Source organism: Gelidimonas denitrificans (assembly GCF_055694065.1).
Window position 1 is genome coordinate 185558 of record NZ_CM146350.1, and the last position, 12871, is coordinate 198428.

12 protein-coding genes are annotated in these 12871 nt (G+C 55.5%); 8 read left to right on the forward strand and 4 right to left on the reverse strand.

The annotated features are described in order from the left end of the window. The first annotated feature begins 32 nt into the window (after nucleotides 1-32). The gene (dsbD, locus tag FKCLFG_RS00940) at nucleotides 33-1820 is read left to right on the forward strand and encodes a protein-disulfide reductase DsbD (protein ID WP_472614380.1); all 1788 of its coding nucleotides are present in this window, start codon (nucleotides 33-35) and stop codon (nucleotides 1818-1820) included. Nucleotides 1821-1984: 164 nt separating this feature from the next. Here dsbD and hemB read toward each other — a convergent pair whose 3' ends face one another. Both hemB and yihA read right to left on the reverse strand, forming a co-directional pair. Continuing rightward, nucleotides 1985-2998, reverse strand: coding sequence for a porphobilinogen synthase (gene hemB / locus FKCLFG_RS00945; protein ID WP_472614381.1), 1014 nt, complete (start codon nucleotides 2996-2998; stop codon nucleotides 1985-1987). Between the two features lie 284 nt (nucleotides 2999-3282). Continuing rightward, complete coding sequence (gene yihA, locus FKCLFG_RS00950) at nucleotides 3283-4002, reverse strand: ribosome biogenesis GTP-binding protein YihA/YsxC (RefSeq protein ID WP_472614382.1); 720 nt, start codon at nucleotides 4000-4002, stop codon at nucleotides 3283-3285. A 185-nt stretch (nucleotides 4003-4187) separates the two neighbouring features. Here yihA and FKCLFG_RS00955 point away from each other — a divergent pair, with 185 nt between their 5' ends. From FKCLFG_RS00955 to FKCLFG_RS00980, 6 genes are all read left to right on the forward strand, one after another. After that, nucleotides 4188-4853 carry a c-type cytochrome gene (locus FKCLFG_RS00955; RefSeq protein ID WP_472614383.1) on the forward strand — a complete coding sequence of 222 codons (666 nt, stop codon included), beginning with the start codon at nucleotides 4188-4190 and terminating at the stop codon, nucleotides 4851-4853. Between the two features lie 209 nt (nucleotides 4854-5062). Further along, entirely contained in the window at nucleotides 5063-7183 is a 2121-nt protein-coding gene (locus FKCLFG_RS00960) for a cytochrome c biogenesis protein ResB (RefSeq protein WP_472614384.1), read from the forward strand. Between the two features lie 80 nt (nucleotides 7184-7263). Further along, nucleotides 7264-8415 carry a c-type cytochrome biogenesis protein CcsB gene (gene ccsB / locus FKCLFG_RS00965; protein ID WP_472614385.1) on the forward strand — a complete coding sequence of 384 codons (1152 nt, stop codon included), beginning with the start codon at nucleotides 7264-7266 and terminating at the stop codon, nucleotides 8413-8415. Nucleotides 8416-8522: 107 nt separating this feature from the next. After that, nucleotides 8523-8903 (forward strand): COG4315 family predicted lipoprotein, encoded by a 381-nt coding sequence (locus FKCLFG_RS00970; RefSeq protein WP_472614386.1) that lies wholly within the window; start codon nucleotides 8523-8525, stop codon nucleotides 8901-8903. A gap of 174 nt (nucleotides 8904-9077) precedes the next feature. Next, nucleotides 9078-10055: a protein-methionine-sulfoxide reductase catalytic subunit MsrP gene (gene msrP, locus FKCLFG_RS00975; RefSeq protein WP_472614387.1), complete on the forward strand. Its 978-nt coding sequence runs from the start codon at nucleotides 9078-9080 to the stop codon at nucleotides 10053-10055. A 30-nt stretch (nucleotides 10056-10085) separates the two neighbouring features. Then, on the forward strand, nucleotides 10086-10730 hold the full coding sequence (locus tag FKCLFG_RS00980; protein ID WP_472615890.1) for a protein-methionine-sulfoxide reductase heme-binding subunit MsrQ: 645 nt from the start codon (nucleotides 10086-10088) through the stop codon (nucleotides 10728-10730). Nucleotides 10731-10937: 207 nt separating this feature from the next. Here the strand turns inward: FKCLFG_RS00980 and lysA are convergent, their stop codons facing one another. Together lysA and lptM are read right to left on the reverse strand one after the other, a co-directional pair. After that, nucleotides 10938-12206, reverse strand: a complete 1269-nt coding sequence (gene lysA / locus FKCLFG_RS00985) for a diaminopimelate decarboxylase (protein WP_472614388.1) — start codon at nucleotides 12204-12206, stop codon at nucleotides 10938-10940. Nucleotides 12207-12227: 21 nt separating this feature from the next. Next, the gene (gene lptM / locus FKCLFG_RS00990; protein WP_472614389.1) at nucleotides 12228-12467 is read right to left on the reverse strand and encodes an LPS translocon maturation chaperone LptM; all 240 of its coding nucleotides are present in this window, start codon (nucleotides 12465-12467) and stop codon (nucleotides 12228-12230) included. A gap of 51 nt (nucleotides 12468-12518) precedes the next feature. On the opposite strand from lptM, the gene cyaY reads away from it, so the two are divergent. Further along, complete coding sequence (gene cyaY / locus FKCLFG_RS00995) at nucleotides 12519-12854, forward strand: iron donor protein CyaY (protein ID WP_472614390.1); 336 nt, start codon at nucleotides 12519-12521, stop codon at nucleotides 12852-12854. Nucleotides 12855-12871 lie beyond the last annotated feature (17 nt).

Genomic DNA, 12871 nt, shown 5'->3' on the forward strand with positions numbered 1-12871 from the left:
ATCTATCATTCCGGCAATCTGCGTTTGTCTGGATGCTGTTAATTGCATTGCTGGGCATCTTGTCGCCGCGCGCATTCGCGAATGAAGATTTCCTGGAGCCGGAAGCGGCCTTCAAGTTTGCCGCCAAGATGCAGGACCCGAAAACGATCGTGCTGACTTTTGCCATCGCCGATGGCTATTACATGTATCGCGAGCGGTTCCAGTTCAAGGCTGCGGGCGCTACTTTGGGTACGCCTGAATTGCCGCGTGGGATCATTAAATACGATACAACATTTGAGAAAGATGTTGAAAGCTATCGCAAGCAGGTGACGATTACGCTCCCGGTTCAGGCTAGTACACCGTTTGTGCTCACCGTGGTTTCGCAGGGTTGCACGGACCAGGGATTATGTTATGCACCGATGGAGTCGGTCGCAAAATTGTCGCCGACGGGCAGCGGCGGTTTGCTGGCTGCGGTGGAGGCGATACAGGGCACTTTAGTGCAGAGTGATACAAGTAGCAACGCCCAGACTAGCCAGATAAATGCAGCGTCAACGCAGGCGGTTCCGGCTGCGGGCTGGCCGGATAGTGGCATGGGCGGCATCGAATCATCGCTGGAAAGCCGCAAATTGCTTGTGATCCTGCCGTTATTCTTTCTGTTGGGCCTCGGTCTGGCATTCACTCCTTGCGTGTTGCCGATGGTGCCGATTCTGTCGTCGATCATCATGGGAGAGGGCGCCCAAGTGCCCCGTTCGCGCGCCTTTATTCTGTCGGTTGCATACTCGCTCGGCATGGCTATCGTGTATACCGCGCTTGGCGTGACCGCCGGTCTGATCGGCGAAGGCTTGGCTGCCACCTTGCAAAATCCCTGGGTGCTTGGCATCTTTGCGCTTGTAATGGTGGTTCTGGCGCTGTCGATGTTCGGGGTCTATCAATTGCAGGTTCCAGCGGTGATTCAATCACGCCTGATGCGGGCGTCCAAGCACCAGTCCGCCGGCAAGTTGTTCGGAGTCTTTGCCATGGGTGCCATCTCCGCCCTGATTGTCGGGCCTTGTGTGGCAGCGCCCTTGGCCGGTGCTTTGGTGTATATCAGCCAGACCCGTGATGTGGTGATCGGCGGCGGCGCTCTGTTTGCCATGGCGGCGGGGATGAGCGTGCCGCTGCTGCTGATCGGAGTTTCTGCTGGTGCCCTGCTGCCGCGGGCTGGCGCATGGATGGAAACGGTGAAATGCTTTTTCGGCGTGCTGATGCTGGCGCTGGCGTTGTGGATGGTGGTGCCGGTTCTGCCTGCCTGGCTGGTGATGCTGGGCTGGGCGACACTGGGCCTGGGTTATGGCATCTTCTTGTTGCGCCCGCTTACCGGTGGATTTTCGATTGCGTCCGGCCTCGTGTTGGCGGTATTCGGTCTGGCGCAACTGGTGGGCGTTGCCAGCGGTGGCCGTAGTGCTTGGGCGCCGCTGTCGCATTTGGTCGGCAATGCCGAGAAACCGCTGCAATTTACCCGCGTGCGCTCGCTAGCGGAACTCGATGCGGTGCTGGCGTCGGCGCAGGGCAAGACGGTGATGCTCGATTTTTACGCCGACTGGTGCGTTTCCTGCAAGGAAATGGAGAAGCTGACCTTTACCGACCCGCGCGTGCGTGCGCAGATGACCACGCTGTTGCTGTTGCAGGTGGATGTGACTGCGAACAATGCGGATGACAAGGCGCTGCTCAAGCGTTTCAAACTGTTCGGCCCGCCCGGTATCATCTTCTTCACCGCGCAAGGCTCGGAGATCCAGGGCCGACGCGTGATCGGCTATCAGAATGCGGAGCGATTTGCGCGTTCCTTGGCACCGGTACTTTGATGCCAACTGAATATACCTGGAGTATTTTAAAAATCGCCATGAAATTACGCGAGAAATTGCGGTTTTCTCTGCATACTTCATATTTATCTGATTTAGGCCAGGCTAGTCGATAGCGCTGCCGCGGCATGGCAGGCTAATCCTGCCGTAGCCGTAGCCGTAGCCGGTCAGGCCTGTTTCAGCAGGCGTGCGATGTCGCGCGCGAAATAGGTCAGCACGCCGTCGGCGCCGGCGCGCTTGAAGGCCATCATCGATTCCATCATGATCTTGTCGTGCTCCAGCCAGCCGTTGTGGGCTGCCGCTTTCAGCATCGCGTATTCGCCGCTGACCTGATAGGCGAACGTCGGGACCTTGAATTCATCCTTGACGCGCCGCACGATGTCCAGATACGGCATACCCGGTTTGACCATCACCATGTCGGCGCCTTCGGCCAAGTCGAGTGCGACTTCGCGCAATGCTTCGTCGCTATTGGCAGGGTCCATCTGGTAGGTCGCCTTGTCGCTTTTGCCCAGATTGCCGGACGAACCGACCGCGTCGCGAAACGGTCCGTAAAAAGCAGACGCGTATTTGGCCGAATACGCCATGATGCGGGTGTGAATATGGCGGTAGGTTTCCAGCGCGCTGCGGATGCTGCCGATACGGCCGTCCATCATGTCGGACGGCGCCACGATGTCCACTCCGGCCTCGGCCTGGGTCAGCGCTTGCTTGGTCAGCATCGCGCAGGTTTCATCATTCAAAACATAGCCGTTGGCGTCCAGCAGGCCGTCCTGGCCGTGGCTGGTATACGGGTCGAGTGCGACATCGGTCAGGATGCCCAGCTCCGGAAAGCGGCGCTTCAGTTCCCTGACCGCACGCGGCACCAGCCCTTTCGGATTGGTTGCTTCGCTGCCGTCAGGCGTTTTCAGCGACGCTTCGATGACGGGAAACAATGCCATCACGGGAATCCCCAGCGCCACGCAGTCTTCCGCCACTTCCAGCAGCAGGTCGACCGAGAGTCGCTCCACGCCCGGCATCGAAGCCACCGCTTCGCGTTGCTGTGTGCCTTCCAGGACGAAGACCGGATATATCAGGTCGGACGCGCTAATACAATTTTCGCGCATCATGTTGCGCGAAAAAGCATCCTTGCGCATGCGGCGCATACGGGTGGCGGGAAAGTGGATTGGTGTGGTTAAAAGTTTCATGGCATGGACCGAAAAAGTGGTTGAAATTGAATGAACTTTTTGCATGATAGGTAATCCTATTATCAGGCAGGTTCGCTTGCCTCCCGCTTCTCCTCCCTGAGCGGGTGCCGTATCGCGCCATGCGCGAAAAGGCTTTTATCCCTGGAGATCATTCCCCTTTCTCCGGGGATTTTTTATTTTCCGCCATTTTTATGGCTGTATATATACTTATATTGGTATATTTTAAATCGCGCATTTAACATGCGATAAACAATGCCTTTTCTATCATACTCCTTATAATTTCATTATTCCTGAGGCGATGCAAGATCTGCCGCGTCGGGTATTTGTGCAGGACTTGCGATTGCCGTCAGGCCACACAAGTCTATAATTTTCTGGTCTGCCTCTTCCATGCCAATGCGTTTCAAAGATGAAAACAATTGGGCGGTGTAAGGGAAGGGCTTGCCTTCGCTGTCAACGTAGCTCGCCAAAATGGAGTGCGTAAGGCGCAGCGCGTTGGCCGATTCATTGCGATTAAGCTTGTCGGCTTTGGTCAGCAGGCAATGCACCGGTTTGCCGGTGGTGGCGAACCAATCCAGCATCTGCGTATCGAGTGTGGTAAACGGCCGGCGCGCATCCATGATGAGTATCAGCGCCGCCAGTTGCTCCCGCCTACGCACATAATCACCGAGCAATTCCTGCCAGTGCAGCTTGGCCGAGCCGGAAACTTCTGCATAGCCGTAGCCAGGCAGATCGACCATTAGCGCGCGGATCTCGTCGACGATGGTTTCATCCTTGCGATGCTGGCCGACGCGAGCGCCGCCGATCGAAAAGTAATTGATATGCTGGGTGCGCCCCGGCGTTTTGGAAGCGAACGCCAATTTCTTCTGGTTGCACAAAAGATTGATGGCAGTGGATTTGCCTGCGTTGGAGCGGCCGGCAAAAGCGACTTCCGGGACGTGGGTATCCGGCAAATTACGAAGATGATTTACCGTGGTAAAGAAGCGGGCTTGCCAAAGTATGGACATAGGTTTAATGAATAAATGCAGCTAAAATGGGCAAAAACGCCAGAAAGCTATTGTACAATAAGGGGTTACGTATGGTTGCGCCGCAAATAAGCGAAGTCACTCTCAATGACTGCAGCAATTTATGCAAACGTAGCAGGGTAACTGCCATTAGGGCAAATTTTAATATTCAGTCTCAAGGTGCGTGAATGAACCGTGTTTTTTTGCCAATTGTAAAATCCCTGTTTGTTGTGGCCCTGGCCGCATCCACCGTTGCCAGCGCAGGTGCCGCTGAACAAAAGGTTGCAGCCAAAGTCGATCCAGCCAAAGGCGAAGCGCTTTACGCCAATGGCGACAGTGCCCGAAATATTATTGCGTGCGCTTCGTGCCATGGCGCAGCCGGCAATTCCAGCATTGCGCAGAATCCGAAACTGGCGGCGCAGCATGAAGCCTACCTGCACAAGCAGTTGGTCGACTTTACTGGACCCACGCGCAATAACGCCGTCATGACCGGCTTCGCCAAGGCTTTGAGCGACGAAGACATGAAAAACATCGCCGCGTATCTTAGCGCGCAAAAGGCCAGTCCCGGCGCTGCAAAAAACAAGGATACCGTCGACATCGGCAAGAAAATTTTTCGCGCCGGCATTGCCGAGGCAAATATTCCGGCTTGCGCCGGTTGCCACAGCCCAAATGGGGCTGGCAACCCGGCTCAGTTTCCGCGCATTGGCGGCCAGCATCAGGATTACACGGCGGCGCAGTTGACCAGTTACCGCGCCGGCACTCGTAGCAACAGTGCGCAGATGACTGCTATCACCAAACGTATGTCCGATGATGAAATCAAAGCTGTGGCAGACTACGTGGCCGGCCTGCAGTAACGAGACATTCATCGTAATTCCATTCCTAAATCAACCGTGTACTTATCGGCTTCGCTTGCGGTACCTATGTACTGCCTGCACTTCGCTTTCACGTTCACGATTGATGGTGAATAGGAATAAAAATTACAAAATGTACTGAAGGGGCGGCCACGGCTGCCCCCTTTTTTTTGTTTGAACGTGGCATTTTTTAAAGATGACGATTGCCTAGCATGAGCACAAGCACTGCCGGATTACAGATCAAGACCAACCGCCGCTGGCTCGCCGACGCGGTTGAACTCCTTTCCTCCATGCGCTTCGCAATCAGCCTGTTGACGCTGATTGCGATTGCTTCCGTGATCGGTACGGTGTTGAAGCAGAATGAGCCGATGGCGAATTACGTCAACCAGGTCGGTCCGTTCTGGTTTGAAATATTCGGAAAATTCGGCTTGTACACCGTCTATTCGACCTGGTGGTTCTTGCTGATCATGGCTTTTTTGGTGCTGTCGACATCATTGTGCATCTTCCGCAATGCGCCCAAAATGTTCAAGGACATGCGTAGTTGGCGCGAAAACGTGCGGGAAGAATCCCTGCGTAATTTTCATCACAAAGCTGAGTGGGCTTCCAGCGCATCCCGCGCCAGCCTGACGCAGCGTCTTGTCGCCCAGTTGGCCGACAAGGGGTACAAAACCAAAGTCGTCGAAAAAGAGCGGGCAACCCTGATCGCTGCCAAACAAGGGGCAGCTAACAAATGGGGCTATATTTTCGCCCATAGCGCAATCGTCATCATATGCGTCGGCGGCTTGCTGGATTCGGACATGCCGATCCGATTCCAGCAGTGGTTCATGGGCAAGACGCCCTTTGCCGGCAACGGCATCATTGCCGACATCCCTGAACAGCACCGGCTGAGTCTGGCCAATCCAACTTTTCGCGGCAACACGCTGATCCCCGAAGGCGCCACCAGCAATACGGCCATCATTCCACAGCAGAATGGCGTGCTGATTCAGGACTTGCCGTTCTCGATTCTGCTCAAAAAATTCACTATCGACTTCTATTCCACCGGCATGCCAAAGCTGTTTGCCAGCGATGTGGTCGTGACCGATCACCAGAGCGGCAAGACTTTCCCGGCTACCATCAAGGTCAACGAGCCGCTGATTTACAAGGGTGTTGCCATTTATCAATCGAGTTTTGAGGACGGCGGCAGCAAGCTGGAGCTGGCCGGTTATCCGATGGCAGGCAACAAAGCATATACATTCCCGATGGCCGGCGTGGTCGGCAACACGACAGTATTGAGCAAGACCGATCAGCCGGGCAGTGGCGGCGAATACACGGTGGAGTGGTCCGGATTTCGCCCCTTCAACATTGAAAACATGGGTCAGGGCCAGGATCTGCGCTCGGTTGACAAGTCTTTTAACCAGAAATTATCCAGCACGCTGGACAGGCATCTTGGCTCCGCTGCCAAAAATGCCAACGATAAGAATTTGAAAAATGCCGGCCCTAGCGTGCAGTACAAATTACGCGACAAGAACGGCCAGGCGCGCGAATTCCAGAATTACATGCAGCCGATACTGCTCGACGGCGCCTACGTGTTTCTGGCGGGCACGCGTGACACGCCAGCGGAACAATTCCGTTTCCTGCGGATTCCAGCCGACGATAACAATACCGTGCAGGAATGGATGCGCTTGCGCGCCGCCTTGCTCGACCCCAGCCTGCGTCAACAGGCGGCGCAACGCTATGCGCGGCGCGCGTTGCTGGGCGTGCCCGATAGCGGCGATAAGCTGGGTCCCCAATTGCAACAGTCCGCGAATAAAAGTTTGTCGGTGTTCGCTGGCGACAGCGCGGCAGGCGGTTATGTTGCGGTATCGAAGTTTCTCGATAATATTCCGCCCGCTGAACAGGAAAAGGCAGCAAATATTTTCATGAAGGTGTTGAACGGCAGCATGTGGGATCTGTGGCAGGCGGCCCGCGAAAAAGATGGTTTGAAGCCCATCGAAGCCACCGACAAGCATGCGCGTTTTCTGCAATTGAGCACCAGCGCGTTATCCGACGCGTTCTTTTATGGCGCGCCGGTGTATTTGCAACTGCAAGGTTTCGAAGAAATCAAGGCTTCCGTGTTCCAGGTCACCCGCTCACCCGGTAAAAAAGTGGTGTATTTCGGTTGTCTGCTGCTGACGCTGGGGATATTTTCGATGTTTTATATCCGCGAGCGCCGCTTGTGGGTCTGGCTCAAGGATGGCGATACAGGTTCGGTCGCCCTGATGGCAATGAGCTCGCAGCGCAAAACGCTCGATTTCGAGAAAGACTACCGCGCCATCAAGCTGCAAATGACGCAGCCGGACCCGCTTGTGCAGTAATGGCGGGATGACGCTACACTTCTGAATTGGTTATTGAACAGGTTGCCATGGTACTAACTTGACAACAACGGAGAAACATCATGCAATTGACACAACACGCAATCTATTCGCCGCAACCCGGTTTTTTTAAGCGACTGTCGCCGCTCGACTGGCTGTATGCGGTAGCGCTAGTCGCAGCCTCGCTGGTTGGTTTGGGCATGTACGGCCAGCACATGGATATCTATGAAAAGTCGATTCTGGTTCTGGCTGCGCCGACCTTCGCCTGGCTGGGTTGGAACTGGAAGCCGGTGCGATTGCTGTTTGTTTTGCTGGCGATCCTGAGCCTGTCCGCCATCGCGCTGTACGGCGGTGCGCTCGAAATGGCTAACCAGAAATTTTTGCTCAAATACCTGCTGTCGAGCCAGTCGGCGATCCTGTGGATGGGGACTTTATTCCTGCTGTCGACCATCTTCTATTGGATCGGCTTAGTTGCCAGGTCGGATTTCGGTTCTTCGGTCGGTTCAATATTGTGCTGGGCTGCGGTGGTGATGGGTTTTACCGGCATGCTGGTGCGCTGGTATGAATCGTATTTGATTGGCGCTGACATTGGCCACATACCAGTGTCAAACTTGTATGAAGTATTCATCCTGTTCTCGATGATTACCGCATTGTTTTATCTGTATTACGAACAGCAATATGCGACCCGCCAGTTGGGGCCGTTCGTGCTGCTGGTGATTTCTGCTGCTGTCGGTTTCCTGCTCTGGTATACCGTCTCGCGCGATGCCGCCAATATCCAGCCGCTGGTGCCGGCGCTGCAAAGCTGGTGGATGAAAATCCATGTGCCCGCCAATTTCATCGGTTATGGCACCTTCTCACTGGCGTCGATGGTAGCGGTTGCCTACCTGCTCAAGTCCAAAGGCATCCTGGTTGATCGTTTGCCGTCGCTGGAAGTGCTGGATGACGTGATGTACAAGGCGATTTCAGTCGGCTTCGCATTTTTTACCATTGCCACCATCCTGGGCGCGCTATGGGCTGCAGAAGCTTGGGGCGGCTACTGGTCGTGGGACCCGAAAGAAACCTGGGCGCTGATCGTCTGGCTCAATTATGCGGCCTGGCTGCACATGCGCCTGATGAAGGGCTTGCGCGGGCGGGTGGCGGCATGGTGGGCGCTGGGCGGCTTGGTGGTTGTTACATTCGCTTTCCTGGGCGTCAACATGTTCCTGTCCGGCCTGCATTCTTACGGTGAATTGTAAAATTATAAATAATTCGCGCCGGATGGAATAAAGCCCGGGTCCCGCTGTCAAACTAGGGTGTGCTGCAGGCGTAGCACACCCGACTGACCAGACTGATGAGGATCACCATGAAAATCATTCCATCTGCATATTCCCTTTTAGCCGCAGCGCTATTGGCAGGATCGGCCTCAATGGCGGGTGCGCAAATGCCGGCCAAGACGACCGACGGCATTTTGACAAATGCTGCCGGCATGACCCTATACAACTTCGACAAAGATACTGCGAACAGCGGCAAGAGCGCCTGCAATGGCCCCTGCGCGGCCAACTGGATACCGTTCGCAGCGCAAAAAGCCGATCAGGAAAAGGGTGATTACAGCATCATCATGCGCGATGACGGCCAGAAGCAATGGGCTTTTCGGGGCAAGCCGTTGTACCTGTGGAGCAAGGACAAGAAGCCCGGCGATAAGACCGGCGATGGCTTCAACAGCGTCTGGCACATCGCTAAATAAATCCTCACCAGCCGATGTCGCCTTGGCCGGATTGACTGGCAATACGGTTTCTGGCTCTCGGGCTCCATTGCCCAGGCGCGTATGCGGTAAGCACCAATTCAAATAATTTAATAGAATTGCGCCAACGCCCCCAAACACACCAACTTACCGTCTATATCGCGCTCTGGAGTCATCATGCTGATCAAGCGTAGCCCGAACGGAATCGAGATTCCCTTTTCTTCCGAACTTACCCCAAGGAACATCTTTGAATCGCGCCGCAGCTTCATCAAGCAGATCGCGGTCGGATCAATCGCCAGCGGCGCGCTGCTAGAGATGGCTGCGCGCCAGGCGCTGGCACAGAATGTCGCTCAGAAACTGGTCGGCAAGCCCAATCCCGCCTATGTCGTGATGGACCGGCAGAGCGCCTACAAGGATGCGACCACCTACAATAATTTTTATGAATTCGGCACCGACAAGGCAGACCCATCCAAGCACGCCGGCAGCCTGAAGACGCGGCCCTGGAGCATCGCCATCGAAGGCGAAGTCAAAAAGCCCATGACGCTGGATCTGGATAGCCTGATGAAGTTGGCTCCGCTGGAAGAACGCATCTATCGCTTGCGCTGCGTGGAAGGCTGGTCGATGGTGATCCCGTGGATCGGTTACTCGTTGTCGACGCTGATCAAAAAGGTGGAGCCGACCAGCAATGCAAAATTCATTGAATTCGTCACGCTGGCCGATCCGAAACAGATGCCCGGCTTGCGCAGTTCGGTGCTGGACTGGCCGTACGTCGAAGGCTTGCGCATGGACGAAGCCAATCATCCGCTGGCGCTGCTGACTTTCGGCATGTACGGCGAAGTCTTGCCGCACCAGAACGGCGCGCCGGTACGCGTGGTGCTGCCATGGAAATACGGCTTTAAATCCGCCAAGTCGATCGTCAAGATTCGCTTCGTCAAGGAACAGCCGAAGACCGCCTGGAATCTTGCCGCAGCGCAGGAATACGGCTTTTATTCGAACGTCAATCCGGCAGTCGATCATCCGCGCTGGTCGCAAGCCAGCGAACGGCGCATTGGCGAAGACGGCTTCTTTACCAAAAAGCGCAAGACACTGATGTTCAACGGCTACAACGAGGTCGCATCCCTATATACCGGGATGGATCTGAAGAAATTTTTCTAAGGTTGCACTGCGATGAGCCCAGCCGGCAGCATGTCATTTCACCCGACGCCGAAGCAATTCAGCGGCATCAAGGTCAGCCTTTTTCTGCTGTGCCTGATACCGTTTTTGCGTTTGGTACTATTTACGCTGACCGACCGACTGGGTGCCAATCCGATTGAATTCATTACCCGCAATAGCGGCGACTGGACGCTGTATTTCCTCTGCATCACCTTGACCGTGACGCCGTTGCGCAAATGGTTGCAGTGGCCCTGGCTGATCAAGTTGCGCCGCATGTTCGGTTTGTTCGTCTTCTTTTACGCCAGCCTGCACTTCACGACTTTCATCTGGTTCGACCATTTTTTCGATCTGGCCGAAATGTTCAAGGACGTCATCAAGCGCCCTTTCATTACGATCGGCTTCATCAACTTCCTGCTGCTGATTCCGCTGGCGGCCACCAGCACCAACCGCATGGTGCGCCTCATGGGCGGCAAGCGCTGGCAATGGCTGCATCGCCTTATTTACCTGATCGCTCCACTGGCGATCGTGCATTTCTGGTGGATGAAGGCGGGCAAACACGATTTCGCCCAGCCGACCCTGCTGGGCCTGATCGTGGCAGCGCTGCTGCTGGTGCGGATCGTGTCCTATATCAGGCAAAAACGGCCGCAAAAACGTTTCATCAAAATATCGCCGATTTGAAACATTTGGGGCTTACGTAGAATATTGCTGTTGACAGTAGCGCAGAGACGGCGACCTGCACTACTTAATGCTGCGCGGGTCTTCCCGAAACTTCATCATTAAATTTATAAATAACGTGGGGTATGCCAAAAAACACAGGCATCCCCGCATAATTTATATACGGAACGTAAAAATACATGATGCAGTAACTGTCAGTGTGAAAATCAATCAGGCGATCAGAGTTTCCAGCGCGAACAGATCGGCCACCGTTTCGCGCTTGCGAATCAGGTGGACCTGGCTGCCATCGACCATCACTTCTGCCGCGCGTGGGCGGGTATTGTAATTCGACGCCATCGTCATCCCATAAGCGCCGGCTGACATGATCGCCAGCACATCGCCAGGCTCCAGCGCCAGTGCGCGACTGCGCGCCAGCCAATCGCCCGATTCGCAAATCGGGCCGACTACATCAAAGATCTGGGTTTGCTGTTCGCGCGGCGCCACCGCCTGCACGCCGTGCCAGGCTTGATACATGGCCGGGCGCATCAGATCGTTCATGGCGGCATCGACTACCGCAAAATTCTTGCTTTCGCCATGTTTCAAATACAGCGTCTGGGTCAACAGGACTCCGGCGTTGCCGACGATCGAACGGCCCGGTTCGAACAATACCTTGATCGGCGCGCCGCCATGCTTTTCTGCGCGCCAGCCATCGATTCTGGCGAACAGGCGTGCCAGGTAGGCGCTAATCGGTACTGGCTGTTCATCGTCATAGGTGATGCCGATGCCGCCGCCGATGTCGAGATGATGGATTTGGATTCCTTCATCCGCCAGCGTATCGATCAATTCCAGCAGCTTGTCGAGCGCTTCCAGCAGCGGCGCATCGTCCAGCAGTTGCGAGCCGATATGGCAGTCGATGCCGAGCACCGCCAGATGCGGCAATGCGGCTGCGGCGCGATAGGTGGCCAGCGCATCGTCATAGGCGACGCCGAATTTGTTGTCCTTCAAACCGGTCGAGATGTACGGATGGGTATTGGCGTCGACATTCGGATTGATGCGCAGGCTGACTGGCGCGGTTCTGCCCATCTCACCGGCGACTTCGTTCAATAGATGCAATTCGGGAATCGATTCGACGTTGAAGCACAGGATGCCGTGCTCAAGCGCCAGGCGCATTTCGGCGCGGGTCTTGCCGACGCCGGAGAACAGGCATTTGCCGGTGTCGCCGCCGGCGGCAATCACGCGCTGCAGTTCGCCGCCCGACACCAGATCAAAGCCGGCGCCCTGTTGGGCCAGCAGATTCAGGATGGCGAGATTGGAATTGGCTTTCACCGCATAGCACACCAGCGCATCGCGGCCGCTGCAGGCATCGGCGTAAGCGGCGAAATTCTGGGTTAGCGCGGCCTTGGAATAGACATAGGTCGGAGTCCCGAACTGCTCGGCAATGCTGTTCAAGGACGTGCTTTCGGCGCACAGAACGCCATTCTGATAAGAAAAATGCGACATAAGGAATGAGATTTGTAAAATTTATTGAACTGCTGGAATCGGTGTGCTGGCGGGCTTAGTGGCCGGTGTTGCTTCAGGCGTTGCTGCTGGAATTGCGGCGGAAGTTGCTGCAGAATTTGTGGTGGAAATTGTTGCAGAAGCGGGTGCTGGCTTGGCCTGCAGATACAGCGGCCCTTTTTGACCGCAGGCGCTCAGCAGGCAGGTCAGGGTGGCAAAAGCGGCAATGGCGCCAAAGCGCGACAAACTGAAAGGGGAGTTCACAATGAGAATCACGATTAGAATCACGGTTACATAAACGCATGGGAGTGTAGCATGACCGAATCAGAATTTTTGGCGCTGGCCGAGTCGACATTGAGCGCAATCGAAGCCGCGCTGGAACGCGCCACCGAGTCCGGCGATCTGGATGTTGAATGCAGTCGCAGCGGCAACGTGCTGGAAATCGAATTTATCGACAACGGCTCCAAAATCATCGTCAATAGCCAGGCACCGATGCAGCAGATGTGGGTCGCGGCGAAATCAGGCGGATTTCATTACAAACACGAGGATGCGCACTGGATCAATACGCGCGACGGCTCGGAACTATGCGCCGCCCTGTCGCGCATAGTGAGCGAACAAGGTGGCGTCAGTGTGGCGCTGGACGGATTCTGAGCGTATAGGAGGCGGCA

Bases quoted from the DNA above. Each gene is read 5' to 3' on its own strand.
- dsbD (WP_472614380.1), top strand. From the start codon at position 33: ATGCTGTTAATTGCATTGCTGGGCATCTTGTCGCCGCGCGCATTCGCG.
- hemB (WP_472614381.1), bottom strand. From the start codon at position 2,998: ATGAAACTTTTAACCACACCAATCCACTTTCCCGCCACCCGTATGCGC.
- yihA (WP_472614382.1), bottom strand. From the start codon at position 4,002: ATGTCCATACTTTGGCAAGCCCGCTTCTTTACCACGGTAAATCATCTT.
- FKCLFG_RS00955 (WP_472614383.1), top strand. From the start codon at position 4,188: ATGAACCGTGTTTTTTTGCCAATTGTAAAATCCCTGTTTGTTGTGGCC.
- FKCLFG_RS00960 (WP_472614384.1), top strand. From the start codon at position 5,063: ATGAGCACAAGCACTGCCGGATTACAGATCAAGACCAACCGCCGCTGG.
- ccsB (WP_472614385.1), top strand. From the start codon at position 7,264: ATGCAATTGACACAACACGCAATCTATTCGCCGCAACCCGGTTTTTTT.
- FKCLFG_RS00970 (WP_472614386.1), top strand. From the start codon at position 8,523: ATGAAAATCATTCCATCTGCATATTCCCTTTTAGCCGCAGCGCTATTG.
- msrP (WP_472614387.1), top strand. From the start codon at position 9,078: ATGCTGATCAAGCGTAGCCCGAACGGAATCGAGATTCCCTTTTCTTCC.
- FKCLFG_RS00980 (WP_472615890.1), top strand. From the start codon at position 10,086: ATGTCATTTCACCCGACGCCGAAGCAATTCAGCGGCATCAAGGTCAGC.
- lysA (WP_472614388.1), bottom strand. From the start codon at position 12,206: ATGTCGCATTTTTCTTATCAGAATGGCGTTCTGTGCGCCGAAAGCACG.
- cyaY (WP_472614390.1), top strand. From the start codon at position 12,519: ATGACCGAATCAGAATTTTTGGCGCTGGCCGAGTCGACATTGAGCGCA.